Source organism: Devosia subaequoris, from assembly GCF_014197055.1.
Taxonomy (GTDB): Bacteria; Pseudomonadota; Alphaproteobacteria; order Rhizobiales; family Devosiaceae; genus Devosia; species Devosia subaequoris.
Map to the genome: position 1 here is coordinate 87,744 of NZ_JACIEW010000004.1, position 26,611 is coordinate 114,354.

Sequence of the window (26,611 nt, forward strand, 5' to 3'; positions counted from 1 at the left end):
TTAAGAGGCGGTTAATTGCAATAGAAACTGGAATCACGATGCGGCCTTCCGGCAGACAGCCAAGCGACATGCGGGCAGTAACCCTTGAGCGCAATGTGGCCATGAAGGCGGAGGGCTCATGCCTGATCGCGTTCGGCAATACCAAGGTGCTGTGTACGGCATCGGTCGAAACCAGCGTACCGGGCTGGTTGCGCGGCAAGGGCCAGGGTTGGGTCACTGCCGAATATGGCATGTTGCCCCGCGCCACCGGCTCGCGCACCCGCCGCGAGGCTACCGCCGGCAAGCAATCGGGCCGCACTCAGGAAATCCAGCGCCTGATCGGCCGCTCCCTGCGCGCCGTTGTGGATCTCGAGGCCCTGGGCGAAGTGCAGATCACCTGCGATTGCGATGTGCTCGAAGCCGATGGCGGCACCCGTACGGCTTCGATCACCGGCGCCTATGTGGCGCTTTGCGACGCCATCGCCTGGATGGATGAGCGCAAGCTGACCAAGGGCAAGGCGCTGATCGACAGTGTTGCTGCGATTTCCTGCGGCATCTATCGCGGCACTCCGGTACTCGATCTCGACTATCTCGAAGATGTGGAAGCCGAGACCGATGCCAATTTCGTGATGACCGGCGCCGGCAAGTTCGTGGAAATCCAGGGCACGGCCGAAGGCGCGCCTTTTTCCCGCGATGAACTCGACAGCCTGATGTCGCTGGCCGAAAAGGGCATTGGCGAATTGAGCGCCATGCAGAAATCGGTGCTGGGCGCATGAGCGCGGCACCGTCCAGGCGCGAGCAGGCCGAGGCGCGAAAGTCCGAGCCGGGACTGGACGTCGCGCTAAAGTCCCCGCGTCCGGATTGCGCGATCTGGAATGACATTGCCCGCGCCCTTGGCGCCAAACCGGAGCAGAGCAAGTGAACACCATTCCCCGCCTCCATGCCGGCGACCGTCTCTGCATCGCCACGCACAATGCCGGCAAGCTGCGGGAATTTCGCGAGCTGTTCGAGCCCTTCGGCCTCCAACTGGTGTCGGCGGGCGAGCTGGGCCTGCCCGAACCCGAAGAGACCGGCACGACTTTCGCCGAAAATGCCCGCACCAAGGCACATGCTGCCGCCAGGGGCGCAAACATGCTGGCGCTGAGCGATGATTCGGGCCTGTGCGTCGACGCGCTGGGGGGAGATCCCGGTGTTTATACCGCCGACTGGGCCGGGATACCGCGCGATTTCAACCATGCCATGAAACGGGTGGAAGATGCGCTGCAGGCCGCGGGCGCCAATACGCCCGGTCAACGGGGCGCGTCGTTCAATGCCACGCTGTGCCTGGCCCATCCCGATGGGCGCGACATGCTCTATGTCGGCAAATGCGAGGGCACGCTGGTCTGGCCGCCGCGCGGCGATCAGGGGCATGGCTATGACCCGATGTTCATGCCCGACGGATACGACATCACCTTTGGCGAGATGGCGGCCGAGGCCAAGCATAATTGGTCGCCGGGCGAACAGGGCCTGTCGCACCGCGCCCGCGCCTTCGGGCAATTCGTGGAGAACCAGATTGACCATGGCTAGCGCCAACGACCTCTTTGGCGTTTATATCCATTGGCCCTTCTGCGCGGCCAAATGCCCCTATTGCGACTTCAATAGCCACGTTCATCGCGGGCCCTTCGATGAAGACGCCTTTGTCGAAGGCTATCGGCGCGAGATCGCCCATATGGCCTCGCTGTCCTCCGGGCGGCTGGTGCAGTCGATCTTTTTCGGTGGCGGCACCCCGTCACTGATGAGCCCCAAAGCCGTTGGCGCCGTGCTGGATGCCATTGCCGGGGCATGGCAGATCGACAGCAAGGCCGAGATTACGCTTGAGGCCAATCCAACCAGCGTCGAGGTCGAGCGGTTCAAGGGCTTTCGTGCCGCCGGGATCAACCGGGTGTCACTGGGCGTGCAGTCCTTGCGCCCCGGCCCGCTGGCCGAACTGGGCCGCCGGCACACGGTCGAGGAAGCGGTGGCGGCCGTGCGCATCGCCCAATCGGTGTTCGAGCGCTCCAGCTTCGACCTCATCTATGCGCGCCCCAAGCAGACGCTGGAAGATTGGGAGGACGAGCTCAAGGAGGCCATCTGGCTGGCGCGCGGGCATCTCAGCCTCTACCAGCTCACCATCGAGCAGGGCACGCGCTATTTCGACCTGCATCGGGCCGGCAAGCTCAAAATGCCCGATGAGGATCTGGCCGCCGATTTCTACGAAATGACGCAGGAACTGACCGCGGCTGCGGGCATGCCGGCCTATGAAATTTCCAACCATGCCGTGCCTGGTCAGGAAAGCGAGCACAACATGCTCTATTGGCGCTATGGGGAATATGCCGGCATCGGCCCGGGTGCCCATGGACGGCTGATGGTCAATCATCAGCGCCATGCCACGGCCACCGAGAAGCTGCCTTTTGAATGGCTGAAACTGGTCAACGAGTTCGGCCATGGCATGACCACGGATGACGTGCTGACCTGGGAAGAACAAGGCGATGAGTTCCTGGTCATGGGCCTGCGCCTCAAAGAAGGCATTTCCCCCACCCGCTTCATGTCGATTTCCGGCCGCGGCATTTCCGAAGCCCAGATCGCCGCGCTCAAGGGCTATGGCTTTGTTGAAACCCTGCCCAATGGTAATATCCGCGTGACCGACAAGGGTTTTCCGGTGCTCGATGCCGTGGTGGCCGATCTGGCGGCATAGTGCTGACCGGCGTGCCTGAACAGCTGCATGGTCACGCCGGGGCCAGATCGCTCACATCATAGGTCCAGACGCGGAAGGCGGTCAGTTGATGCGGGCCGAACGAGGTTAGTAGCGGTACGTCTGCGGCGTCGCGTCCGCGCGCCACCACGATCCGACCGATACGGGGCTTGTTGTTGCGTGGATCAAAGGTGATCCACCGTCCGCCCAGATAGACTTCCATCCAGGCACAGAAGTCATCCGGGGATCCGATCGGCACCCCGATATCACCCAAATAACCATTGATGTAGCGGGCCGGTATATTCATGCAGCGGCACAGTGCAATGGCCAGATGTGCATAGTCCCGGCACACCCCGATTTCCTCGCGATAGGCGTCGTGCGCGCTGCGGGTGGAACTGGCAGTCTTGTAGTTGAAGGCCAGCCGGTCATGGACGAAATCGCATATCGCCTGCACCCGCGTCCAGCCCGGCGGCGTCTGCCCGAAAAGGTCCCAGGCGACCTGGCTCAATTCGTCCGTCTCGCAATAGCGGCTGCCGGCCAGATAGACCAGGCAATCATCAGGCAGCTCGGGCACCGGGACTTCCTCGGCCGAAAGATCGACCGGGTCGGGCAGGCCATCATCCTCGATGGTGCAGTCGCTCCAAATGGTAAAATCACCCTCGGGCGCCACGAAGCGGCGGCAGACATTGCCGAACAGGTCCACATAACTGGTCGTATCGACGCTCGGGGTGGTGACCAGGCGTTCAGTCACGCGAATGTCGGGCGCCCGCGCCCGCTCGGCGGACATCATCGAGATCATCGGGGTCGGCCGTGGGCATGTTACGGTGATGTCGTAGCCAAGGCGTATCAACATATCGGCGTCCTGTTCCAAAAGCTGTCCGGGCAACCGCGGCTGGCGTCAAAGCGCTGCCGCGGTGTCCTGCAAGTCGTGCGTGTCCTGCATGTCCGTTACATTGACCTGCACGGTCATACCGGCAAAATCGCTGGCTTGGCCGGTGTGTGTGCCCCAAAGCGGAATGGCCTGAACAGGATCGCGCGCAACGCCCACCCGGATCAGGTCCCGGTTACCGATAATGCCGTTGGTCGGATCGAACTCGACCCAGCCGGCGCCGGGCAGGAAGACCTGCGCCCAGGCATGGGTCGCACCGCCCCCCAGATTTTCTGCACCGGCCCGCATGGGCACATAAATATAGCCCGTCACGAAGCGAGCGGCAAAGCCAAGGGCGCGCGCAGCCTCCATCATCAGCAGGGCAAAGTCGCGGCATGAGCCCGATTGACTGGCCAATGTCTCTGCCGGCGTCTGCGTGCCGCGATCGATCCGCCGCCGATAGGCGAAGTTGGCATGGACGGCGTGGGTCATGCGTTCCAGGATATCGGCCGTATCGCGCGAACTGGCGCCATCAACAAACCGGCGCGCCCACGCCATCGTCACGCCCCCGTCATCGGCATACTGCCGGACCCGGAGGGCGGCCAGGTCGGGGAGGATTTCGTCTTCATAGTCGAAAGGCCACGTGGCCGCGTCAGCTTCCCCGCGAAATTCGAGGGGCATAAGCCGGGTATGATCGAGCACGATGCTGGTTTCGAACCGCAATTGGGTCGACATCGTCTCGAACTGGGCCACGGCGACGCAATTGCCGAAAACATCGTGGATCCAGTGCAGATCGCTTGGCTCAGGCGAGACAGACAGGCTCGACTGCAGCAGGCGCTGGTCGTAGCTGTCCCGCGGCCGGAACAGGATGCGATGCGCACCGAACCCCACCGGCTGATGATAGGTGTAGTGGGTGATATGGCGCACCTTGAGGATGGTCATGCCCGCGCCCGCCCCCCTATGGGACGGCACATTTCGGGCCAATACCCGCGGGCGTCCAAGGCAAAGGGGCTGCCCCGGCGCCAATGTGCGCCAGGTTGCGGCCATTCTCTAGATTGCATGATGCGTGTCCAATCGGTGTCGTCGCGCCACCCATGCGGGCGCAACGCGTCAAGGCACCATATCACGGCAAGCTGGCCGCACCGAACGGATTGTCAGCGCGGTGGCGAGAGCAGCAGCGGGCTGCCGAAAGACATAAGTCGGGGCACAGCCCGCTCAGTCTTGCTGTTTCACTCCAGGGACCGTTTCACGATTCCCATCATGCCGCGCTGTCGCACCGCCGCGCGCCACAACTTTTTTCGCGCATCGGCCACTTCGAGATGCCGGTACTTGCCACCAGAAAATTTCGGCCAGTCGAGCGCCATCCCGGCCCGGACCATTTCGGCACCCAGATCGCGCCCGTCGGGCAGGAAGCATTCAGCCACCAGGCGGTCATAGGAAATCTCGGGCTTGATCCGTGCCGTTACCAACTGCCCCTTGCACAGTTTCACCAGCGCCCATTTGGATTGCTTGCCGAAAGGGTGGTCGATCTCGGGGGCATCTATTCCGGCGATCCGGATACGGATCTTGTCAATGATGATGGTGTCGCCATCGATGACCCAGCACGGTCCGCGCAATTCGGTCCGAGGGGGCTGCGCAGGCTGGGCGGGCCGGACCGCAATTGTCCGCATTTCCCGCGGCAGTTGCGGCGCGAGCGAAGGCGCGGTCCGCCGAGGTGATTGCCTGGGCGCAAAGAACAGGCGCAGCACTATTCGAAACAGTCTCATGCGCCCCCCCCACGCAGGATTGCCGCAAATGCTCGAACATTTCTTGTCTAAGGAGCATTGCGCAAATCAAGCGCAAAGAAAAGCCGGCGCATGGCGACGGGTTAATGCCGCACAACAAAAAAGCGGACCAATTGGCCCGCTTTTTTCATTCCAGATGTTCTGTCGCCTTACTTAGGCGCCAGCACCATGACCATCTGCCGGCCTTCCGAACGGGGCTGGCTTTCAACCTTGGCCACCTCCTCGGTCTCTTCGCGCACTTTCAGAAGCAGCTGCATGCCAAGGTCCTGGTGCGCCATTTCGCGGCCACGAAACCGCATGGTCACCTTGACGCGGTCGCCATCGCCCAGGAAGCGCTGCACCTTCTTCATCTTGGTTTCGTAGTCATGGGTGTCGATGTTCGGACGCATCTGCACTTCCTTGACCTCGATCACCTTCTGCTTCTTGCGCGCCTCGGCCGCCTTCTTCTGGGCGGCGTATTTGTAGCGCCCGAGATCGAGCATCTTGGCCACTGGCGGGTTCGAATTGGCGGCGATCAGGACAAGGTCAAGCCCCTGCTCCTGCGCTTCGAGCATAGCGTCGCGCGTGCGGACGATGCCGCGGTTTTCACCTTCTGCATCGATGAGCTGAACGTCGGGGCTGGTGATATCCTCGTTGGCAAGCGGCCCATCTTTCTGGGGCGCAACGGGTCTCATGGGACGGCGAATGGCAAGCGTTCCTTGTGCTATTGGGGCAAGGGGGTGAATTCGGCCCTAAAATCGTGGTAGCGGCTGCTAAAGTCAACTGGCGCATCCAAGCAAATTTTCAGAGCCATGCGCCGGAACTCCCTCCGACACGTGGCAAGAACGCAATCAGAGCCCCCATGAGTTCCATTCGCAGCTCCCGCATCACCGTTGGCACCGGCGCCCAGGCCCGGCAAATCGCTGTCGAGCAGCGGCCCGGCGGCACACCGGGCCTGCTCTGGCTCAACGGCTTTCGCTCGGTGATGAGTGGACGCAAGGCGATGAGCCTGGACGCCCTGGGCGCCGAAAAGGGTTTTGGAGTCACCCGGTTCGATTACTCCGGCCATGGCCTGTCCGGCGGCGACTTCGATATCGGCACGATCAGCCGCTGGCTGGAAGAAGCCGAGGCCGTGCTGGCGACGACCAATGGTCCGCAGATCGTCTGCGGATCGTCCATGGGCGGCTGGATCGCCCTGTTGCTGGCCCGTCGGCGATTGGCCAGGGCCGCGCCGCTGAAAGGGCTGGTGCTGCTCGCCCCAGCCACCGACGCCACCGTGCGCATCGCGGCGCGCATGAGCACGGCGCAGCAGCGGGACCTCGACACCCTTGGCTATTACGAGCGGGAAAGCGCCTATGGCGATGGGTTCTATCGCTATACGCGGGCGCTGATCGAGGATGGTGCCCACCATCTGCTGCTCGATGGCGTGATCGAAACCGGGTGCCCCGTGCACATCCTGCAAGGCGGGCAGGACCCGGACGTACCGCCCGAGCATGCCCAGAAGCTGCTGATGCACATCCTGCATGACCCGGTGACCTTCACCCTGATCCCCGACGGCGACCACCGGCTGAGCCGGGACGAGGATCTGGCGCGGCTGCGGGCGGCGGTGCTGGGGATGATCTAGCGGCGCGTTGCCAGCCGGGACTTTTGCTGACCCTCGGCATCGAAATTGTCCGGCGCCAGCCAGCGCTTGAATTCGGCGCGCAGGGCCGGCCATTCGTTATCGAGCATGGAGAACCAGGCGGTATCCCGGCTCAGTCCCTTGACGATCATGTCCTGGCGGAACACGCCTTCAAAGGTGAAGCCGAAGCGCGTTGCGGCCGCCTTGGAGCCCTCATTGGAATTGTTGCATTTCCATTCGAAGCGCCGGTAGCCCAGATCATCAAAGGCGTGACGGGCAAACAGGAACAACGCCTCGGTGGCGAGGCGGCTACGCGCCATGGGCAGCCCCCAATAGACCCCGCCGATCTCGATCGCGCCGTGCTCGGGGCGGATGCGCATCCAGGCCTGCTGCCCCAATGCCTTGCCGCTCTTCTTGTCGAGAATGGCGACATAGCTATCCTGCCCGGCGTTCACCTGCTCTATCCAGGCCTCGGTCGCGGCCACGCTCTGCGGCGCGTCGGTAAACAACCAGCGAAACCGCTCCGGGCCACCTGGCATATTTGCCACCTCGAACAGATCTGCGGCATGCGACAGCTCTAGCGGTTCGAGCCTTGCATAATGGCCCTCCAAGGCAATTCGGGTGGGAGCGGATTTGGCCGGCCGTGGGGTCATTGTTCGCTTTCCAGAATCTGGGACAGGCCCGCACGATAGGTCGGATAGAGCAGTTCGATGCCCAGAGCCTGCTTGATGGCCTGGTTCGAGACGCGCTTGTTGTCGCGATAGAAGCTGCGCTGCATGGGCGTCATCTCGGCTGTTCCGATGGGCAGGTCGGGCGGCACATCCATGCCGATCATCTGCGCGGCATGGGCGATGACATCCTGTGGCGGCGCCGGTTCGTCGTCAGCCAGGTTGAAGGTGCCATCCAGCCGCCGGTTGGCCGCCAGCGCTGTGACGCGGGCAATATCGGCGACATGAATGCGGTTGAAGACCTGACCCGGTTTGATGACCCGACGCGCCGTTCCGGCCCGCAGCTTGTCAAAGGTCGAACGGCCCGGGCCGTAAATGCCGGCAAGCCGCAGGATGCACAGTGGCATACCCCGTTCGGCGGCAAAGTCGCGCCAGGCCTGCTCGGCCAGGACCCGCCGGTCCGAGCGCATATTGCGTGGCACCAGCGGGGCGGTCTCGTCGATCCACTCCCCGCCGAAATCGCCATAGACCCCGACAGTGGAGTAGTAGCACAGCCACTGTAATCCGCGCGCTGCCGCGAGATCGGCACGATGGTGAGCCAGCACAGGATCGCCCCCCTCGTCGGGGGCAATGGACAAGACAACATGGCTGGCCTCGGCCAGCGCGCGCTTTACTTCGGGGCCAGGCGCCGTGCCGTCGAACAGCACGGCCTCAATATCGTCAGCGCGCAATTGCGCGGCCTTTTCCGGTGAGCGGACCGTGCCGCCGATGCGGGCAAAGCCGTTCTCGCGCATGGCTTGGGCCGCGTTGATCGAGGAAAAGCCCAACCCGAAGAAAATTGCCTGGTTCATACCACCCCGTCCCATTCCGCGCGTACCGAGCTATCGTCTTCCTGCGCCAGGCTGTCCAGCCGCAGGGCCTCGGCCCGCTCCGGATCGAGTCGCCGCAAGGCCCAGATGGCCGCGCCACGGACCAGGGGCGAGGCATCGCCAAGCCTGGTTTCCACCAGCGGCAGCAGGGTTTGGTCATCGGCGTTACCGATGCCGATCAAAACGTTGCGGAGAAAACGCGCATGCCCGATGCGCTTGACCGGCGAGCCGGCAAACAGCGCCCGAAAAGCTGCATCATCGAGTTGCACCAGGTCGGTCAGCGCGGGTCGCTCGAATTCGGGCCGACTGCGCAGCTTGGCTTCTCGGCTGATGCTGGCAAACTTGTTCCACGGGCAAACCGCCAGGCAGTCATCGCAGCCATAGATGCGATTGCCCATAGGCGCCCGAAACTCGCGCGGAATGGGGCCTTTGTGCTCCACCGAATAATAGGCCAGGCATTTTCGCGCATCGAGCCGGAAGGGGCCAGGAAAGGCATTGGTGGGGCAGATATCGAGGCATTTTGTGCACGAACCGCAGCTTTCCGCATGCGGCTGGTCCGGCGGCAGGTCGAGGTCGGTGAGGATCGCGCCCAGAAACAGCCAGGAGCCGAACTTCCGGCTGACCAGCACCGAATGCTTGCCCTGCCAGCCCAGGCCCGCCGCTTCAGCCAGCGGCTTTTCCATCAGCGGCGCGGTATCGACAAACACCTTCACATCAACACCGGCACGTCGGGCCAACAGACCCGCCAGTTCCTTGAGCCGCCCCTTGATGATGTCGTGATAATCGCGATTGCGCGCATAGGCCGAGATATTGCCCACGCGCTTTTCGGCCAGCAGATCCATGGGGTCGGTCTCGGGGCCGTAGTTGACGCCAAGCAGGATCACCGAGCGGGCCGCGTGCCACAGCCGCCGCGGATCGCCGCGTCTTTCTTCGGTCTCTGCCATCCACTCCATATCGGCATGCCAGCCCTCGGTCAGGGCCGTGTGCAGTTTTTCAGGCAGGTCGGGCCGTGCATCGGCCCGCGCGATGCCGAAGGTGTCAAAACCCAGCGCTTCGGCGCGGGTCTTAAGTTCGTCGACAAGCTTTCCGGTATCGCTTTGGGGCATGCCGCCAGATAGGACTAAAAGTCCAGATCCGCATAGCCCCTGGCGGGCTGCATGGCGACAACACGGTCGTTGAGCAGGGTGCGGAAGGCCGGGCGCGACTTGATGCGCGAATACCAGTCGCGCGTTTCGGCCGGCACTTTGGACCAGTCGATATCGCCCAGATAGTCGAGCGTGGAAAAATGTGCGGCCAGGGCGAAGTCGGCCAGGCTCATTTCCTCGCCGGCCACCCAATTGCGGCTGGCCAGCAACCAGTTGAAATAGAGCAGATGCTCGGCAAGATTGGCCTTGGCGGCGCGCAGCACAGAGGGCTCGGGCGTGGCGCCACGTTGGTCGCGCTTGGCGATCTTTTCCTCGATCAGATAGCGCGTCACCTCGTCATTGAGCTTGACCAGCGCCCACTCGACCAGGCGCCACATCTCGGCGCGGTCCCTCGGATCGGCCGGGAACAGCCCGCCAACCGCTGCGGGTGTATAAAAATCTTCAACCGCATGAATGGTGGCCATGATGCCGACGATGGGCAGGTCGTTGTCAGTAAACAGAATGGGCAGCGTCGCCGCCGGATTGATGGCCAGCAGCGCCTCTTCTCGCAGCCAGGGCTTGGTCTCCTCCAGGTCCAGCGGCACCCCGTATTCGGCGCACATCAGCCGGATGAGGCGGGAGGCTGGATCGAGGGGATAGTGCACAAGGCTGGGCATGAACGGGGCTCTACAATTGTTGCGGCCTGGGGTCACATGTCACGGCCTTGGCGCACCAGGCGAACACGGCTATGAGACGGGACAAGTCTGGCCTTGGAACGAGTTAGGGGATCAAATGAACGCCGATCAAGGTCTTTTTGTGCCCCTGATCCTTGGAATCCTCGAAGGGCTCACAGAATTCCTGCCGGTCAGTTCCACCGGCCACCTGCTGCTGACCGGTCATTTCTTCGGCCTCAGCCAGCCCGCCGCCTTTATCGTGCTGATTCAGCTCGGTGCAATTCTGGCGGTGATCACTGTCTACTTTGCCAAACTGGGCGTGCTGATCCGCGATGCCCTTGCGGGCAAGGCCTATGCTTGGCGGTTTGCGCTGGCCGTGGTGCTGGCCTGTCTGCCTGCCGTGGTGGTGGGCGTGCTGGCGCGCGATTTCATCCAGCAGATTCTCTACGAAACCCCGATTGTCATCTGCATTACCCTGCTGATCGGAGGCATCATCCTGCTGGTCGTCGATCGCATGCCCAAGCAGGTGCGTCATGACGACATCTATAGCTATCCCTGGCACCTGGCGCTGATCATCGGCTTGTTCCAGATGTTGAGCCTGGTGCCGGGCGTCTCGCGGTCCGGTTCGACCGTGGTGGGGGCCATGTTGTTCGGGGCCTCGAAGCGCTCGGCGGCCGAATTCACCTTCTTCATTGCCCTGCCGATCATGGCCGGAGCCTTTGGCTATGACCTCTACAAGAGTCGCGACCTGATCGATCTGAGCCTGGGGCTCAATATCGCCATTGGTTTTGCCGCCTCCTTCGTGGTCGGCGCGCTGGTGGTCAAATACCTGCTCGACTTTGTCTCCCGGCACGGCTTTGCGCCCTTTGCCTGGTGGCGCATCATCGTGGGCGGCGCCGGCCTGATCGCCATTCTCGCGTTCGGCCTCTAGCGCTTAGCCAGCCTGGCCTCAGGTCCCCGGCTCCTTGCCTGAATAGGTCGCGGGGAAGGTGAAGAAATGGTTGGGGATATCGACGCCCTTCTGCACATCATAGAGCGAGAAGGTGAGCTCGGAACCATTGGGTTCGACCAGGGTCCACTGCGCCAGATCCTTGGTTTCGGTATCAAAGATCAGCGAGACCTGCACCGTGCCGGCAACCGTCTCGTCGATCACGGTGATCGAGAGATAGCCATCGGTATTGGTGACGTCGATGACATTGGCGTTGAGCAGGTTGATCTGATCGCCCAGAAACTGCCGCAACGGGATCGAATCCTGGGGATAGGCGTAATAGGTCTCCGCGCGCCGATCGACCACGTAAAAGCCCCGGCCGGTCGAGACGATCTCCTCGCGGCTGGGCGGGGCATAGCGGAACGCTACCTTGTTGGGCCGTTCAATAAAGAAGGTCCCCTCCTGGCGTCCGCCATTGGTATCGATCTGCAGGAACCGGCCGACCATGGTGCGGATGGCCGAGTTATGCGCATTGATCTCATTGATCAATTGCTGCTCTTGGGCACTGAGCGCACGGCTCTGGGCCAGCGCCGGCAATGCGGGCGAGAGGGCGGCGGCAAGGCCGAGCATGAGAGCGGTGCGGCGAATCATCGGCGGGACTTCCTCGCTGGGGTCGTTTGGTTGAGCCTAACCTAGCCAGCAATTGCGGCAACAGGTGGAAAGTTCCGCTGTGGTTGATTCACAGGGTATCGGCCCCCCAAGTCTCCCTTCCATTTTGCCGCGTGGGTCGCACGATCACATTGTTGAGGCGGCAATCACTTTTGCGGAACGGAGCAGGTGCCAGTCCATTGCTTTGGTTACCGAGCAATTAAGCCCGGCCAATCGCAGGAGACCTGCCATGCAGGACCAAGACAAGAACCGCAACAATCAGGATTTCAACAACGAACAGAACCGCCAGGGCCAGCGCGGTGGCCAGCAGAGTGGCCAGAATCAGCAGGGCCAACAGGGCGGCCAACAGAATAGTCCGGACGACATGAATCGCGACGACGACCTGAACCGGCAGGGCGGCCGCGGCGGCCAGCAATCGGGTCAGAACCAGCAAGGCCAGCAGGGCGGGGAATTCCGCAAGGACCAGTCTGATTCAAGCACCAATAAACAGAACCGCTAACAACGGTCAGCATCTTTGTCAGGCGGCGGGTTCTCCGACGCCTGCATACGGAGGACGGAACTTTGGATGAGTCGAAGCTAGATCTGAACGATCTGATGCCCCTTTGGCAGCGCGAATTCGCGAATGGCATCGACCATACCGTAGTCGCAGGCCTCAGACGGCGCGATATGAATCTCGCTGTGCCTGCGGGAGGCAAGTACCGCGGCGGGGATACGGCTCCGCTCACGCAGGATATTATCCGTTCGATCATCGTCTGCCAGTGCCGCGTCAAGCGTTGACTGCAGGCGTCGCGCGCTCATCCCGTCGGAATGCCCCATGGTGGTCGGATGGATCATGAACATGGAATGGACGGAACAATACCGTTCTTCTGCAGCAAGAAATACCGACACCGCAATCGAGCCCACAGAGCCTGTGTTGTATATTGCCAGCCGCAATGGCAACGCCCGGATATGATTGTAGAGATAGACGCCATCGGCGACATAGCCGCCATTTGAACTGAACGCCAAATGGACGGTCTCCACGCCTTCGTTGACCGCTGAGTTCAGGGCCGCCGCCAGGCGTCCTACCCCGCCCGGTTCAATCGGGCCGGTAAAGCCAAAATAGGCGATGATGTCGGTCTGTCCCATGGGTGCCTCCCTGTCCGGCACTAAACGGACAACGACCAATATCGATCCTGCCTGCCGCGTCGTCAGTATCCGTCGGCGTTGTCGCCTACCAGGATCTCGCGCTTGCCGGCGTGATTGGCCGGGGAGATGACACCTTCGCTTTCCATCCGTTCGATCAGCGTGGCGGCCTTGTTGTAGCCGATGGCCAGGCGCCGCTGGATATAGGAGGTGGAGGCCTTCTTGTCGGTCATCACGATATGAACGGCCTTGTCGTAAAGCTCGTCGCCCGAGCCGGCATAGCTTTCGTCGCCCGAGCCGCCGCCCTCGCCATAGCCGCCCTCGTCTTCCTCGGTGATGTTGTCGAGATAGTCCGGCGTACCCTGGCTCTTGAGATGGGCAACTACCGTTTCCACCTCATTGTCCGAGACGAAGGCACCATGCAGGCGCTTGGTCCGGCCGCCCGAGGCCATGTAGAGCATGTCGCCATTGCCCAGTAGTTGCTCGGCGCCCTGCTCGCCCAGAATGGTGCGCGAGTCGATCTTGGACGTCACCATGAAGGAGATACGGGTGGGGAAGTTGGCCTTGATGGTGCCGGTGATGACGTCCACCGACGGGCGCTGGGTGGCCGTGACCATGTGAATGCCGGCGGCGCGCGCCATCTGCGCCAGACGCTGAATGGCGCCTTCGATGTCCTTGCCGGCGACCATCATCAGGTCGGCCATTTCGTCGACGATGATGACGATATAGGGCAATGGCTCGAGATCGAACTCTTCGCTTTCGAAGATGGCTTCGCCGGTCTCGCGATCAAAACCGGTCTGCACCGTTCGGGTGATGGTCTTGCCTTCCCTGGCCGCCTCGGTCACGCGCTGGTTGAAGCCATCGATGTTGCGCACACCGATCTTGCTCATCTTGCGGTAGCGATCTTCCATTTCGCGCACCGCCCATTTGAGCGCCACGACCGCCTTGCTGGGATCGGTGACCACCGGAGTCAGCAGATGCGGGATGCCGTCATAGATCGAAAGCTCGAGCATTTTCGGGTCGATCATGATCATGCGGCACTGCTCGGGTGTCATCTGGTAGAGCAGCGAAAGAATGAAGGTGTTGATACCCACCGACTTGCCCGAGCCGGTGGTGCCGGCGATGAGCAGATGCGGCATGCGCGCCAGATCGGCAATGACGGGTTCCCCGCCAATGGTCTTGCCGAGACAGATGGGCAGCTTGCCCTTCATTTTCTCAAAGTCGGATGAGGCCAGCATTTCGCGGAAATAAACCGTTTCCCGGGTCTGGTTCGGCAATTCGATGCCGATGGCGTTGCGGCCCGGCACCACGGCAACACGGGCCGAGATGGCGCTCATGGAACGGGCGATGTCGTCGGCCAGCGAGATGACGCGGCTCGACTTGATGCCGGGAGCCGGCTCAAGCTCGAACAGGGTGACCACCGGGCCGGGGCGCACATTGATGATGTCGCCCTTGACCCCAAAATCGGATAGCACGGCTTCGAGCTGGCGGGCCATTTCCTCAAGCCGTTCCGGGGCATGCTCGGGCATGGGGCCGCCGCGCTTGGGTTCGGCCAGCAGGCTGAGCTCGGGCAATTCGAACCCGGAGGGCTCATCAAGCAGCGAGCCCTGAGCCTCGCGGAAGACGCGCTGACCCGGTGCAGGACGCGGCGCGGGTGCGGTGACACGCGGCGCGGCCGGATCGGCCGGGTGGAAGCGCGAATCACCGCGCTGGGTACGCGCCGGCATGGGTGCGTCGGGGACAAAGGGAATGTCGTCGTCCTCCGGCTCATCGGGATAATCGATGGCCGTGTCATCATATTCGGGCTGGGTCAGGATGCGGCCGGACGGCTCGAAGCTGGGCTCGACATGCTGAACCGGGGTGTGAATGCGACGCTGCGGAGCGGCAGCGACAGGTTCGCGATCGGCATAGACCTGAGGCTCGGGCGCGTGCATTGGCGGCTCCGCGCCATGTACGAAGTCGGTGGTGTCTTCGGCGGCGCGACGGGCGGCGTGCTCGGCCTTGGCGCGGCGGAAGGCGGTGCGCAGGGAGTAGCCCATATGCACAACAGCACCCATGGCCACTTCGACAAGCGGGTTGGGCTCGCGCTCATCGGCCTCGGCGGCCTGTTTGGCCGAGGGCTTTGCGGGCCTGGCCGGGATTGAGGAGCCCAGTCCCATGGCGATCCAGAACAGGGCCAGGGCCGGGGCGCTCAGGATGATGGCAAACAGGGTCGAGGTGAGCGGCTGCGGATCGCCGCCGGCAATCATGCCGGCCAGATTGGTAAACAGCATGCCGGCCAGGCCACCCAGCCCGGTGGGCAGAGGCCATGTTTCGGGCATGGCCACGAAAGCAAAGACACCGGCGAACAGCAACACTGCGCCCACCCAGGCACCGAGACGCAGCCCGGCGCGCGTGACCACATGGCGGCGCGCCATGGCCCAGCCCCAAAGAGCCAGGGGGACCACCATCACCAGTCCGGCAAGCCCGAGGAACTGGAATACCAGATCGGCGATGACGGCACCGGGATATCCGAGCCAATTGGCGGGGGCCTTTGCGGTCGCCAGCGACAGGGACGGGTCGTCAACCGACCAGGAGGCGAGCGCTGCCAGCACAATCGCGCACAGCCCGAGCACCATCAGGCCGGCGATCCGCAAAGGAATGCGAATGGCAATGGCCGGCGGCGGCATCGGTGCCTTGGCCGAACGGCCCGGATTGCGGGCAGCGCGAGCAGGCAGGCTGCGGACTTCGTCAAGGGTCGGAATGGGATGGCTGGGCATGAAACGCATTACTCACTGTCGGCCCGCAAACCATCGAAGTGGGCCGTAATGGCGTCATGCTATCCGGGTGTGGTTAATCGCGTGCTAACCATCGCACATTGGACAAAAAGGCGCGGGCGGCACCGGAATGCCGCCCGCTGAAATTGACCTAATTGTAGGCGCGTTCGCCATGGGTCGAGAGATCGAGACCATCGCGTTCGGCCTGTTCGGACACCTTGGCGCCACCGAACAGCGCCTTGACGACCAACATGGCAATCAGCGCCACCACACCGGACCAGACCACCGCCACAATGACGCTGGTGAGCTGCACCATGAACTGGCCGCCCATGTCGTAGCCGTCGAGCGGATAGCCGCCGAAGGAGGGATTGGCGACAATGGCCGTACCCAGGGCCCCGACAATGCCGCCGACGCCGTGAATGCCGAAGACATCGAGGCTGTCGTCATATTTGAGCATAGGCTTCAAATTCACCACGGCCCACAGGCAGATAATGCCGGCAACGGCGCCGAGGACAATGGCGCCACCAACGCCGGAGAAGCCAGCAGCCGGAGTGATGGCGACAAGGCCTGCCACAGCACCCGAGACCGCACCCAAGGCAGACGCATGGCCACGGGTGATCCGCTCGCCCAGCGCCCAGGCCAGAGCACCGGCAGCCGGCGCCAGCACGGTGTTGATCAGGGCCACTGCGGTCAGCGCATTGGCTTCCAGGTTCGAGCCGGCGTTGAAACCGAACCAGCCGAACCAGAGCAGACCCGTGCCGATATAGGTCATGACCAGATTATGCGGCGGAATGGGTTCCTTGAGGTAGCCCTTGCGCGCGCCCAGCATCAGGGCGGCGACCAGAGCCGCCACACCCGAATTGATATGCACCACGGTGCCGCCGGCAAAGTCATAAGCGCCCATGTTGAACAACAGGCCCGGGCCGGACCAGACCATATGGGCCATAGGCACATAGGAGAAAGTGAACCAGATCGCCAGGAACGCCATCAGCGCGCCGAATTTCATGCGCTCGGCAATGCCGCCGACAATCAGGGTCGAAGTGATACAGGCAAAGGTGAGCTGGAACGCCACAAAGACCATTTCGGGCAGTTCATAGCCGGCGGTAAATGTCTCGGCGGTGGATTCGAGCGTCACGCCGGAAAGGAAGAACTTGGAGAAGTCGCCGAAGAAGGCCGACAACCCGCCTTCGGTGGGGCCGGCAAAAGCCAGCGAATAGCCATAGGCCACCCAAAGGATGGCGATCATGGAAAAGCCCATGAACACCTGGGTCAAGACGCTCAGGATGTTCTTGGCGCGCACCAGCCCACCATAAAACAGGGCCAAACCCGGCACGGTCATGACGATGACGACCATGGTTGAGACCAGCATCCAGGCCACGTCACCCTTGTCGACCACCGCAGCGGCGGTTTCTGCAGCGGCGTCCTGCGCAACGGCCGGCAGCGCCATGAGGAGAGAGGCCAGACCTGCGCCTCCCAGAACTTTGGACAGATTCATTAGTTTTTGTCTCCGGGTTGGGAAGCGGCGTAAAGCGCTGAGGCGCCAGTTTCGCCGATGCGGAATGTCACAGCAGACTCAAACCCCGTGCCAAGCGAGCCGGCAGTATTTTTTGTAAGATGTTACAAATACTTATGAGGACCGAACGCAAAGCGGCTCGGAAATGGGCAGGTCAATGCCTAATTTCCGAGCAGAATTTTCTGGCGATGCATATGTATTGGGCAGCTTATCAGGGGTGTGCAGTCCGCGCGTTTTGCGAGTGGGAAGCCTCTGTGGCGGGCCAAGAGGGACGCGGGCTGCACGCCGCTGACAAGCGGCGGGTGGTCGGACCCAATGGCCCGGCCACCCAAAGCACGAGCTACTTGAACTCAGGATAGGCTTCGACACCGACCTCGGCCTTGTCGAGGCCCAGGTCTTCGTCCTCGGCCGTCGGGCGCAGGCCCATGATCGACTTGAGGATGAACCAGACCACGAAGCTCACCACGAAGACGAAGATGCCTACGATGATAATCGAGATCAGCTGACCACCCAGGGTCGCATCAGGGTTGGTGAAGACCACGGCGATCGTGCCCCAGATGCCGGCCAGCAGGTGAACCGGAATGGCGCCGACCACATCGTCGAGCTTGAGACGGTCCAGCAGCGGAACCGAGAACACCACGATCAAACCACCAACGGCACCAATCAGCGTTGCCGTGCCCAGACCCGGGGTCAGCGGCTCGGCAGTGACGGCCACAAGACCAGCCAGAGCACCGTTGAGCACGAAGGTCAGGTCAACTTTCTTGTAGATGATGGCGGTCAGGATGAGAGCCGCAAGGGCACCACCGACTGCACCGGCATTGGTGTTGGCCATGATGCGGCCGACATCGGCCACGTCGCCCACCGAACCCATGGCGAGCTGCGATGCACCGTTAAAGCCGTACCAACCCATCCACAGGATGAACACGCCAAGCGTAGCCAGCGGCATGGAGGAGCCGGGCATCGCATTGACCGAGCCATCGGCATTGTACTTGCCACGGCGGGCGCCGAGCAGGATGACGCCGGCGAGAGCGGCCCAGCCACCCACCGAGTGCACAACGGTGGATCCGGCGAAGTCGAGGAAGCCGAACTGGCTGTCGAGGAAGCCGCCACCCCACTTCCAGGAGGCCTGGATCGGGTAGATCAGCGCGGTCAGAACGACGGTGAAGATCAGGAAGGGCAGCAGCTTGATGCGCTCGGCCAGTGTGCCCGAAACGATCGAGGCGGTGGTGGCGCAGAACATCACCTGGAAGAAGAAGTCCGAGCTGGTCGCTGCATAGGCGAAATCGTCGGCGCCATCGGCCGTGATCCCCACAGCTTCGAGAATGGCGATACCGAAGGCACCGAGATAGCCACCGGTCTCATCCGAGCCCATGGCCCAGTTGCCCAGCGGGTACATCAGGTTGTAGCCGACCAGGTAGTACATCAGGCACGCCACGGCGAACAGCGAGACGTTCTTGAGAAGCTGCATAGAGACGTTCTTGGTGCGGACCATGCCCGCCTCGACCATGGCAAAGCCGGCGGCCATCCAGAACACCAGGATGCCACCCAGGATCATCAGGAACGAGTTGAGGATGAACACCACGTCGGCGGAAACGCCTTCGCTCAGTGTTGCGGCGGCTTCTTCGGCGGGAGCCGCGTCCTGGCCAAGGGCCGGAAGCGACAGCAGCAGCGAGGCCAGCGCCACACCACCTGCGATTTTTAGGGGAGTCTTGAACCCTGTCATTGTCTTTTTTCTCCTGAAATCGGTGGCGTCAAAGCGCGGAAGCGCCGGTTTCACCGGTGCGGATGCGGGTGACGGCGAGCAAATCGAGGATGAAGATCTTGCCGTCGCCGATGCGGCCCGTCTGAGCGGCATCGCGGATCGCCGCGCTCACCGCGTCGGCAATGCCGTCATCGACGGCAATCTCGACCTTGAGCTTGGGCAGGAAGTGCACGGCATATTCGGTGCCGCGATAGATTTCGGAATGCCCCTTCTGGCGGCCATAGCCCTTCACCTCGGTCACGGTCATGCCGTGGACATCGAGCGAGTTGAGTGCCTGCCGCACCTCCTCGAGCCTTGATGGTTTGATGATTGCAACCACCAGTTTCATGCTTGCCCCCTTTCTGCCTTGGGTGTTCGATGCCCAATAGGACTCAAGACCCGTGCCAGATTGCGCCCTCTGAATTTTAGCTGTGCATTTTCAATAACTTGAAGGAACACACGCCGCACGTCGGGTTTTGTGGCGCCAGCACGGCTCGCTTGTTACGATTAAACATTGTGCACTAATTTCCAGCAGGCCTTTGACTGCGCACTTTTTAGGCATTCATGCCGCGGCAATGATGCGCTTGCCTCCCGGGCGGTCAGGACGGACAATGCCGGGCAAGGAGATAAGCATGTCCAATTCCGGCCCTGAGCGGCATGATGTCATCATTGTAGGCGGTGGCCCGGTGGGTCTGACCATGGCGCTGGCACTTGTGCGCTCGGCGCCGGGCATCAAGGTCGCGCTGGTCGACCGCAGGCCGCTCGCGGTGCCTCGGGACAACCGCGCTTCGGCCATTGCCGCGGGTGTGCGCCGGGTGTTCGAGGCACTGGGCGTGTGGAACGAGATGGAGCATCAGTCCCAGCCCATCGAGAGCATGCATATTACCGATTCGGGCACTGGCGATCTGGCGCGACCGGTGTTCTTGCGGTTTGATGGCGATGTGGCGCCGGGTGAGGCCTTTGCCCATATGGTGCCCAACCAGGCCAGCGGCGCAGCGCTGCTCGGCGCGGTGGAAAGCGATATCACGGTGATCGCGCCGGCCGAGATCAGCGACTGGAACGCCGGGGGCGCGCTGACGCGGCTGACGCTGGCCGATGGCCGGACGCTTGCGGCGCCGTTGGTCATTGCGGCGGACGGGGCGCATTCCAATCTGCGGCAGCGCGCCGGAATCGACACCATCGCACATGATTATGGGCAGACGGGGCTGGTCGCCACCATCGCCCATGAATTGCCACATGACGGCGTCGCCTATGAGCATTTCCGACCGGCAGGACCGTTTGCCAGCCTACCCTTGCCGGGCAATCGCTCCTCGCTGGTCTGGACCGAGGCAGCCCAGACCGCACCGCGCTTTCTGGGGATGACACCAGACGAACTGGCGGTGGAGATCGAGGCGGTGATGGGCTCGACGCTGGGCCGGGTTACGCTTGAGGATAAGCTGATGGGTTTTCCGTTGCGCCTGCAACTGGCGAAAAGTTTCGTCGGGCCGCGCCTGGCGCTGATCGGTGATGCCGCCCATGTGGTGCATCCGATTGCCGGCCAGGGGCTCAATCTGGGCCTGAAAGATGTTGCTGCTTTGGCCGAAGTGGTGGTGGACGCGCTACGACTGGGCCTTGACCATGGGGCGCCGGACGTTCTGGAGCGCTATCAGGCCTGGCGCCGACTGGACACCGCCTCGATGGCGGTGGTGACCGACGGGATGAACCGGCTTTTTTCCAATGACATTGCCCCGGTACGTGCCTTGCGTGATTTCGGCCTCGGGCTGGTCGATCGCGCCGGTCCGGTCAAATCAGCCCTTATCCGGGCCGCATCCGGAGTTGGCGGTAGTGCACCGAAACTGCTCAGTGGATTGCCGATCTGACGCCAAGCATACCCCGGCCAGCTTGATCGGGGATAAACTGGTCATCTGGAATGGCGCTGGATTTCCTCAGGCTCGATTGTGCGGGCTTCCTCAAGGCTGAGAAGCGGCACGCCCTTGCGAATGGGAAAGGCCAGCCGCGCCGCAACGGAGATCAATTCGGACTTGTCGGCCGACAAGGTCAGCCGGGTCTTGGTGAGCGGGCAGACCAGCATTTCGAGCATGTGCACATCAAGCACATGGCGCGGGTCGACCGGCTCACTGCCCATCAGTTGAGCGGCGTGGCGCCGTCCGAGCCGCCCCGCGCCATTTCATATTCGGTCATGGCGATCAGCGTCTCGGCGCGCTCTTCCAGGGTCTTGGCTTCGAGCAGGACCTGCTTTTCCGCCGCACCATAGGGCGAGACCATGCAGCAGAAATTGACCAGATCGGCGGTGCCGGTGGATTCGATTTCTTCCCAGTTGAGCTCGAAATTGGCGAACTCAGCATAGTCGCGCATCATCTTGACGAAGCGGGTCCGATCAACCCCCTCTTCGCCGTGATTGCGCGCGAAATCGGCCTCGTAGCCCTCAGCCGAGATCACGCCTTGCCGATAGGGGGTAAGCACGGTCAGCTCATGCATCAGGCGGAAACGGGTGACGCCTTCAAGGATGATGAAATAGCGACCGTCGCCGCTTTCCTCGAAATGCGTGAGGCGGCCCAGACACCCCACCGATTGCAATGGAGCGTGCCCCTCGGGGCTTTCCTCGCTGGTATCCTCGGGCTGGATCAGCCCGATCAGCCGGTCGCCACGCAGGGCGGCATCGACCATTTCGACATAGCGCGGCTCAAAGATATTGAGCGGGCGATGCGAAAAGGGCAGCAGCAGCGCCCCGCTGAGCGGAAACACCGGTACGGATTTGGGCAGATCGGCCGGGCTGGTCGGTCGTTTGGGCATCAAGAATCCTGTTACGAGAAGAGGACGGTCGAGAGCATCCGCCGGCCCTTGAGCGTGGCCGGATCCTTGGGCCCCCACGCTTCGAACAATTCCAGCAGCTTCTTGCGCGCCGCATCCTCGTTCCAGCTGCGATCGCGCTTGAAGCTGGCCACCAGTGCTTCGGCCGCCTCAAGCCGCTTGCCTTCGGCGTTGAGCACCACGGCCAGATCGAGACGGGCCTGGTGATTATCCGGATCGGCCGCGATGGCGGCCTCAAGCGTGGCCGCTTCGGAGAGGCCCGAGGCCTCTTCCTTGAGGCGGATGGCATTGGTCAGCGCGGCATAGTCGTCGCCGGTGCGCTTGTCCTCGGGCACCATGTCGAGCGTCGACTTGGCCTGCTCGATTTCACCAGCGTTGAGATAGACGCCTGCGAGCCCGACCACTGCCTCAACATTGTCGGGTGCGTGCTGCAGGACCATTCCAAAGATCTGCGCGGCTTGACCCAAATCCCCGGCCGCTCGTGCAGCCTGTGCGGCTTCGATGGCCTGGGCGATCTGGGCTTCGAGCGAATCGCCACCCGCCGCAACCTGGCCCGCCCCGGCGGGGGCGGCGGCAATCAGCTTTTCGGCGAAGCGGCGCACTTCGCCTTCGGGCATGGCGCCCATGAACCCATCGACCGGGCGACCGCCGGCAAAGCCGAAAACGGCCGGGATCGACTGCACACCAAGCTGCCCGGCGATCTGGGGGTGCTCATCGATATTGATCTTGACCAGCTTGATCTGGCCGGCCTTTTCGGTGACGACCTTTTCAATGGCCGGACCGAGCTGACGGCACGGGCCACACCATGGGGCCCAGAAATCAACCAGCACCGGCACCTCAAGCGAAGCATCGATGACATCTGTCTTGAAGCCGGCATCCGAACCGTCCCGTATGAGATCGGCGGGATTGGGAGCGGCGGCCGGAGTACCATCAAACGACAAGGTCATAATTTCTTCCACTCTTGAGCTGATCAGGAAATGCAGCGTTTGCGGTCTTTTTGCGCCCGCAGGCACCGCGCTGGCAACCCCCGATTCCCACAGCATTTCGCGAAGATGACATAAAGGCAAAAAACCGGGTTGCAATCGGATCGGCGATTGGGCATATAGCGCCCGTCGCCGCACTTACAAGTGCAGCGAGACGGAGCGCGGGTGTAGCTCAGGGGTAGAGCATAACCTTGCCAAGGTTAGGGTCGTGGGTTCGAATCCCATCGCCCGCTCCAATTTCCCGATTACCGGGACACGACAAAAGGCCGGACGCAAGTCCGGCCTTTGTTGTTTTGGTGCTGACTGGATTGGCCCTGCACATTTGATCCGTCAGAGGCGACAGGCGCGACACCCGGCATTTGCGCCTTGTGCGGCTCCACCGGCGCCACCCATCCGCGTCGCGGATAAAATCTCTCCAGCGGGGAAATCTGCCATTCGGGCATGGCTCGAAGCCGCCCGGCCCTGCGGCTTGCGGTTACACGGTAACGAACGGCCAATGGCCCAGAAAGATGAACGTTCGAGTGCAAGAGCCACTGGCCGTTCGTCACGGAAACACGGATTTTCCACGGGTCCGGATTCAGGCGGTACCGTTATTGCAGGTCCGGCTGCCGAGCTTCTACCCGCGTAAAGAGGCGCCCCTCTTCCCGGCCTCCCCGCCCGGCCCTGCGTCGGGGCCGCGTGTGTGACGGGGATGGGTGAAGGATAGGGGAGGTTTTTGGGGCGGGGATATCTTTCGCTCGGGGGCAGATACTGACCCCTGTCATTCACCCTAGTCTGACCTAGCCTTGAAAGCCGACATTCTCCGTCGATGCGTTTTGGATCGTTGCCACTCGGTTCATATCCCACCTACTAATCATCGCCGCGACCTCAATAGCGGAAACCGAGAAGGCTGCCACTCGGGTCGGTGTCGGTCAGCCTCAGGCGGACCAAGGATTCGAAGTCGAAATCGGCAGAGAAATCCTTAGTGGGCACCATGTCAGTGTTAAGCGTGCAGATATATTGGAAGCCATATTTCGTGGCCATAGTGGTAGCCAGCTCGATGGCATGGGCACGCTGGCGCGGATCGACGCCATCAAAGATGGAGCTGTCATGGATGAGGAAGTCGATGCCTAGGCCGCGCTCGCGGGCAAAAGAGATCAGGGTTAGGTCGTAGCAAAAAATCTTCATTTTGCTGATGCCCTCGCTAGGGCTGCCGGCGATCTCGACATCGAACTTATAGCCGGTATCGCCAATATCGATGACGAGTCGCCCAGGCGATTTGTAGAGGTTCTCGGAGAACTCCGAGAACAAGCTCAGTGCCTTTGACCAGACCTCGCGCCGCTCCTCATAGTCAAGCGTTGTTGATCGTTTGAGCTCTACAGTCTCGACCTTGATCGAATCGGCCCTGCTCGTCATCTGACGCAATTGGGTTATGCGGTTGGTCAATTCATCGACTTTGGCGCGTGTGGCCGCGTGAAAATCCTGTAGCTGAGTCAGCTCTTCGAGCGCACCTTGACCGGCAATAGTGTTGAGATAGTCGGCGCGCCGGTTTGTCAACGTTGTGACCTTAGCGTGTCGATCGGCAATAGCGCCTTCTAAGGCGGCGATTTCGCCTGCGATAAAGTTGCGCCGGTTGGAAATTATCTTGGCGTTGAAGCTTCGCGCGTCAGCGAGGGTTTTAACGACGGCCCCCGGCAGGGCAATACCTGCCTCAGCATAGAGTGCTTCTAAGCGGTTGCCGGTCGGCGCATCTTCACCTTTGAGCGAGTTGCGGTATCTCTCGAGCCGCCGCTTATCGATGATATTCGCATTGACCATCTCATGGATTTCCGCAGTCAGTCGGTTGGCCTCCGCCTCGATCTCGCGATATTGCGGTAGGACACGGAAGTTGGACAGTGCCTCCCGCTCGCGCTCCAGCCGGGTTGATAGGCGGACGCGCTCCGCCTCCAGCTCACCGAGCGAAGCCAGCTCGCCGTCGACTGCGCCGGTCTTGATCGCCTGCTTGAGTGCGGCGAGGGCATTCTTCTGGTCCTTGAGCTGCTGCCAGATTGCCGCCTTTTCCCAGTTGAGGCCGAGCAGGTACGCATTGTGTACCTGAATGTCCCAAGTCTTTTGATTGTCAAAATACTTGAATGGTGAGTTGTAGGCCGCCGCCTGGTTGCGCACGAAATAGGAGAGGAGGGAGCGCGCCGATGGCTTGTAGCCCGCGTCGGATGCCAGTTCACCAATACTGAATAGCGCCCAGCCGAGGACAGTGCGCCATTTCTTAGCATCGAGTCCGGATAAACCTTCCTTGTTAGGCGTTGGCTTGATGGGCCAATGATTGGTCTCCCCCTCGATCGCGAAGAACCCGGGCGCGTCGGTCGCGCGCGTGACGGCAACATCCTTGCCGGCGATAGTGAGTTCGAGGGTGAAGGCCCAACCTTCCAAATCCTCGACGCGAAGCCCCTTATTGGGAGATTGTTGCCGAGGCAGAAGTCGATAATCTCGATCAGCGTCGACTTGCCAAGCGCATTTGTGGTGTCCTTGTCGCCGGCCGTCTTTGACCGGTCAGCGAGAATAAAGTTCACTCCGGACCGGAAGTTGACGGTGTGGAAGCCTCTTTGATTGGCGCGAATGGACCGGATCACGGCGCGGCCCTTACGATCAGACCATTCTCCATTTCGATGGCTCCGATCATGTAGAGAAGGTTTACGGCCAGCACGAATCGCTCGAACGTTCCAACATTGGGCTCGGCGCGCAGGCGCTCCCAAAGGCCAGAGACCGTCATCGGCCCTCGCAGATGCGAAAGCAGCGTCGCACCCACGCCGAGCAAGGTTTCATTCTGCGGGATATGTTTGGTTGGCAAGATCATTTTTCGAACACGTCGCAGATTTCGAACAGGTAAACTAGAACCGCAATGCCCGCCGTCCTGTCAGCTTGCTTTCGCAAGCCTCGCTGTGCGAACGCGCACATGAGTTCGAACAGATCGTCGCCATTATGCCCATCCTTACGCTGCTTGAAATATTCCTCGAGGAATCCGGCCTTGAGACGCTCTGGGAAATCGGGATCGAGTTGGGCTTCTGCCTCGACATAGGCGGCGACCGTGTCGCGGGACATCAGCCCGGCAGCTATGATGTGACGGGCGCCATTCGAGAGCGCATTTTTCCTAATCTTCTCTTCGGGTGCGGTGAGGTCGAAGGAGCCGTTTGTTGCGGGCGATTGGCTGGAAACCCATGCCACGGCGTTCTGGAGTTCGGGAAGAGCTACGTCGGCAAAGGCCAGTTCCATGGCCTGCCGGACCTGCTCCTCATGCCTGGTTTTGATCTCGACGAGTTTTTTCAGTCGGCCAATCCGCGGGCACCTTATCGATGATGGTATGATGATCAGTGCAGAGATAGAGCAGATTGTCGACATGGTCGCGCCCTTCATCTGTCATGGCGGCTTCGTAGCGCGCCGCCTTTGGCTTCTCACCTTTAATATGAGCAGCTTCACCGACATAGGTGTCGTCGCCAGAAGGTGAATCATAGGTCAGGTGCTTGCCGCATTTCGGCATGGCGCAGACGCCCCCGCTACGGAATGCGAGGATGATTCTGGTCGGATAGCTAGCGCCCACGGCAGCCGCCGATCCGCGCAAGTAGGTGCGGCTCGCCCCGCAGCCGCCACATTAGCTTTACAGTCAAATTCCCGCCCCAAGTTCAAATAACTGTATCAGCACCGACAAGTAAAATTTCTGCCGTCTTGTCAAGTTTCGAGGCATTGAAGGCCGGAGCGAGTGGCTTGCTGATCGGCGGGTTGTCGCTGTATCCAATCAAACCGGACTGACCGCACCCACCCCATACCCGCCGAAAAAA

General features: G+C 61.8%; 29 protein-coding genes and 1 tRNA gene. 9 read left to right on the forward strand and 21 right to left on the reverse strand.

Annotation, left to right across the window (positions count from 1 at the left end):
* Positions 1-38: 38 nt before the first annotated feature.
* The 4 genes from rph to hemW are packed head-to-tail and all read left to right on the forward strand — an operon-like array spanning position 39 to position 2,692.
* Positions 39-755 (forward strand): ribonuclease PH, encoded by a 717-nt coding sequence (gene rph, locus GGR20_RS09095; protein WP_183310947.1) that lies wholly within the window; start codon positions 39-41, stop codon positions 753-755.
* The gene (locus GGR20_RS09100) at positions 752-901 is read left to right on the forward strand and encodes a hypothetical protein (RefSeq protein WP_183310948.1); all 150 of its coding nucleotides are present in this window, start codon (positions 752-754) and stop codon (positions 899-901) included. The genes rph and GGR20_RS09100 overlap by 4 nt, the downstream gene beginning before the upstream one ends.
* Positions 898-1,545 (forward strand): non-canonical purine NTP pyrophosphatase, encoded by a 648-nt coding sequence (locus GGR20_RS09105; RefSeq protein WP_183310949.1) that lies wholly within the window; start codon positions 898-900, stop codon positions 1,543-1,545. Before GGR20_RS09100 ends, GGR20_RS09105 begins: the two co-directional genes overlap by 4 nt.
* Entirely contained in the window at positions 1,538-2,692 is a 1,155-nt protein-coding gene (gene hemW, locus GGR20_RS09110) for a radical SAM family heme chaperone HemW (RefSeq protein ID WP_183311222.1), read from the forward strand. The genes GGR20_RS09105 and hemW overlap by 8 nt, the downstream gene beginning before the upstream one ends.
* Positions 2,693-2,723: 31 nt before the next feature.
* Here hemW and GGR20_RS09115 read toward each other — a convergent pair whose 3' ends face one another.
* The 4 genes from GGR20_RS09115 to infC all read right to left on the reverse strand — a co-directional run bounded on the left by GGR20_RS09115 (position 2,724) and on the right by infC (position 6,027).
* Positions 2,724-3,542, reverse strand: a complete 819-nt coding sequence (locus tag GGR20_RS09115) for a transglutaminase-like domain-containing protein (protein ID WP_183310950.1) — start codon at positions 3,540-3,542, stop codon at positions 2,724-2,726.
* Between the two features lie 45 nt (positions 3,543-3,587).
* Positions 3,588-4,499, reverse strand: a complete 912-nt coding sequence (locus GGR20_RS09120; RefSeq protein WP_183310951.1) for a transglutaminase family protein — start codon at positions 4,497-4,499, stop codon at positions 3,588-3,590.
* A 287-nt stretch (positions 4,500-4,786) separates the two neighbouring features.
* On the reverse strand, positions 4,787-5,323 hold the full coding sequence (locus GGR20_RS09125) for a thermonuclease family protein (protein ID WP_210283138.1): 537 nt from the start codon (positions 5,321-5,323) through the stop codon (positions 4,787-4,789).
* A gap of 167 nt (positions 5,324-5,490) precedes the next feature.
* On the reverse strand, positions 5,491-6,027 hold the full coding sequence (gene infC / locus GGR20_RS09130; protein ID WP_183311224.1) for a translation initiation factor IF-3: 537 nt from the start codon (positions 6,025-6,027) through the stop codon (positions 5,491-5,493).
* A gap of 155 nt (positions 6,028-6,182) precedes the next feature.
* Between infC and GGR20_RS09135 the strand changes: the two genes are divergently transcribed.
* Positions 6,183-6,944 carry an alpha/beta hydrolase gene (locus GGR20_RS09135; protein WP_183310952.1) on the forward strand — a complete coding sequence of 254 codons (762 nt, stop codon included), beginning with the start codon at positions 6,183-6,185 and terminating at the stop codon, positions 6,942-6,944.
* On the opposite strand, the gene GGR20_RS09140 is transcribed toward GGR20_RS09135, so the two are convergent.
* Genes GGR20_RS09140 through GGR20_RS09155 form a run of 4 tightly spaced genes read right to left on the reverse strand, consistent with a single transcriptional unit; the run spans position 6,941 to position 10,279 of the window.
* Positions 6,941-7,594: a GNAT family N-acetyltransferase gene (locus tag GGR20_RS09140; RefSeq protein WP_183310953.1), complete on the reverse strand. Its 654-nt coding sequence runs from the start codon at positions 7,592-7,594 to the stop codon at positions 6,941-6,943. The two genes, GGR20_RS09135 and GGR20_RS09140, sit on opposite strands and share 4 nt — an antisense overlap.
* Positions 7,591-8,460: an SDR family oxidoreductase gene (locus GGR20_RS09145; RefSeq protein WP_183310954.1), complete on the reverse strand. Its 870-nt coding sequence runs from the start codon at positions 8,458-8,460 to the stop codon at positions 7,591-7,593. Before GGR20_RS09145 ends, GGR20_RS09140 begins: the two co-directional genes overlap by 4 nt.
* Positions 8,457-9,584: a tRNA epoxyqueuosine(34) reductase QueG gene (gene queG / locus GGR20_RS09150; RefSeq protein WP_183310955.1), complete on the reverse strand. Its 1,128-nt coding sequence runs from the start codon at positions 9,582-9,584 to the stop codon at positions 8,457-8,459. The genes GGR20_RS09145 and queG overlap by 4 nt, the downstream gene beginning before the upstream one ends.
* 14 nt (positions 9,585-9,598) lie before the next feature.
* Complete coding sequence (locus tag GGR20_RS09155; RefSeq protein ID WP_183310956.1) at positions 9,599-10,279, reverse strand: glutathione S-transferase family protein; 681 nt, start codon at positions 10,277-10,279, stop codon at positions 9,599-9,601.
* Between the two features lie 115 nt (positions 10,280-10,394).
* On the opposite strand from GGR20_RS09155, the gene GGR20_RS09160 reads away from it, so the two are divergent.
* A complete protein-coding gene (locus GGR20_RS09160) occupies positions 10,395-11,207 on the forward strand; it encodes an undecaprenyl-diphosphate phosphatase (RefSeq protein ID WP_183310957.1) in 813 nt (270 codons plus the stop codon).
* A gap of 18 nt (positions 11,208-11,225) precedes the next feature.
* Here the strand turns inward: GGR20_RS09160 and GGR20_RS09165 are convergent, their stop codons facing one another.
* Positions 11,226-11,855 carry a LolA family protein gene (locus tag GGR20_RS09165; RefSeq protein WP_183310958.1) on the reverse strand — a complete coding sequence of 210 codons (630 nt, stop codon included), beginning with the start codon at positions 11,853-11,855 and terminating at the stop codon, positions 11,226-11,228.
* Between the two features lie 247 nt (positions 11,856-12,102).
* On the opposite strand from GGR20_RS09165, the gene GGR20_RS09170 reads away from it, so the two are divergent.
* Positions 12,103-12,372, forward strand: coding sequence for a hypothetical protein (locus GGR20_RS09170; protein ID WP_183310959.1), 270 nt, complete (start codon positions 12,103-12,105; stop codon positions 12,370-12,372).
* A 77-nt stretch (positions 12,373-12,449) separates the two neighbouring features.
* Here GGR20_RS09170 and GGR20_RS09175 read toward each other — a convergent pair whose 3' ends face one another.
* The 5 genes from GGR20_RS09175 to GGR20_RS09195 form a co-directional block, all read right to left on the reverse strand.
* Positions 12,450-12,998, reverse strand: coding sequence for an ATP-dependent Clp protease proteolytic subunit (locus tag GGR20_RS09175; protein WP_183310960.1), 549 nt, complete (start codon positions 12,996-12,998; stop codon positions 12,450-12,452).
* 62 nt (positions 12,999-13,060) lie between these two features.
* A complete protein-coding gene (locus GGR20_RS09180) occupies positions 13,061-15,664 on the reverse strand; it encodes a DNA translocase FtsK (protein WP_183311225.1) in 2,604 nt (867 codons plus the stop codon).
* Between the two features lie 238 nt (positions 15,665-15,902).
* Positions 15,903-17,246 carry an ammonium transporter gene (locus tag GGR20_RS09185; RefSeq protein ID WP_183310961.1) on the reverse strand — a complete coding sequence of 448 codons (1,344 nt, stop codon included), beginning with the start codon at positions 17,244-17,246 and terminating at the stop codon, positions 15,903-15,905.
* 358 nt (positions 17,247-17,604) lie between these two features.
* Positions 17,605-18,987: an ammonium transporter AmtB gene (locus GGR20_RS09190; protein ID WP_183310962.1), complete on the reverse strand. Its 1,383-nt coding sequence runs from the start codon at positions 18,985-18,987 to the stop codon at positions 17,605-17,607.
* A gap of 28 nt (positions 18,988-19,015) precedes the next feature.
* The gene (locus GGR20_RS09195; protein ID WP_104892533.1) at positions 19,016-19,354 is read right to left on the reverse strand and encodes a P-II family nitrogen regulator; all 339 of its coding nucleotides are present in this window, start codon (positions 19,352-19,354) and stop codon (positions 19,016-19,018) included.
* A gap of 283 nt (positions 19,355-19,637) precedes the next feature.
* Between GGR20_RS09195 and GGR20_RS09200 the strand changes: the two genes are divergently transcribed.
* Complete coding sequence (locus GGR20_RS09200) at positions 19,638-20,864, forward strand: FAD-dependent monooxygenase (protein WP_183310963.1); 1,227 nt, start codon at positions 19,638-19,640, stop codon at positions 20,862-20,864.
* Between the two features lie 41 nt (positions 20,865-20,905).
* Here GGR20_RS09200 and GGR20_RS09205 read toward each other — a convergent pair whose 3' ends face one another.
* The 3 genes from GGR20_RS09205 to GGR20_RS09215 are packed head-to-tail and all read right to left on the reverse strand — an operon-like array spanning position 20,906 to position 22,763.
* A complete protein-coding gene (locus tag GGR20_RS09205) occupies positions 20,906-21,130 on the reverse strand; it encodes a Trm112 family protein (protein ID WP_183310964.1) in 225 nt (74 codons plus the stop codon).
* A complete protein-coding gene (locus tag GGR20_RS09210) occupies positions 21,130-21,798 on the reverse strand; it encodes an LON peptidase substrate-binding domain-containing protein (RefSeq protein ID WP_183310965.1) in 669 nt (222 codons plus the stop codon). Before GGR20_RS09210 ends, GGR20_RS09205 begins: the two co-directional genes overlap by 1 nt.
* 11 nt (positions 21,799-21,809) lie before the next feature.
* A complete protein-coding gene (locus GGR20_RS09215; RefSeq protein WP_183310966.1) occupies positions 21,810-22,763 on the reverse strand; it encodes a thioredoxin family protein in 954 nt (317 codons plus the stop codon).
* 197 nt (positions 22,764-22,960) lie between these two features.
* Here GGR20_RS09215 and GGR20_RS09220 point away from each other — a divergent pair.
* Positions 22,961-23,035, forward strand: a tRNA-Gly gene (locus GGR20_RS09220).
* Positions 23,036-23,666: 631 nt separating this feature from the next.
* Here the strand turns inward: GGR20_RS09220 and GGR20_RS09225 are convergent.
* The 4 genes from GGR20_RS09225 to GGR20_RS18665 form a co-directional block, all read right to left on the reverse strand.
* Complete coding sequence (locus tag GGR20_RS09225; protein WP_246349515.1) at positions 23,667-25,208, reverse strand: DUF2326 domain-containing protein; 1,542 nt, start codon at positions 25,206-25,208, stop codon at positions 23,667-23,669.
* Positions 25,209-25,404: 196 nt separating this feature from the next.
* A complete protein-coding gene (locus GGR20_RS09230; RefSeq protein WP_183310967.1) occupies positions 25,405-25,632 on the reverse strand; it encodes an ABC-three component system middle component 6 in 228 nt (75 codons plus the stop codon).
* Positions 25,629-26,048 carry an ABC-three component system protein gene (locus GGR20_RS18660; RefSeq protein ID WP_246349516.1) on the reverse strand — a complete coding sequence of 140 codons (420 nt, stop codon included), beginning with the start codon at positions 26,046-26,048 and terminating at the stop codon, positions 25,629-25,631. Before GGR20_RS18660 ends, GGR20_RS09230 begins: the two co-directional genes overlap by 4 nt.
* Before the next feature lie 19 nt (positions 26,049-26,067).
* Entirely contained in the window at positions 26,068-26,373 is a 306-nt protein-coding gene (locus GGR20_RS18665) for an HNH endonuclease (protein WP_253560140.1), read from the reverse strand.
* Positions 26,374-26,611: the final 238 nt, after the last annotated feature.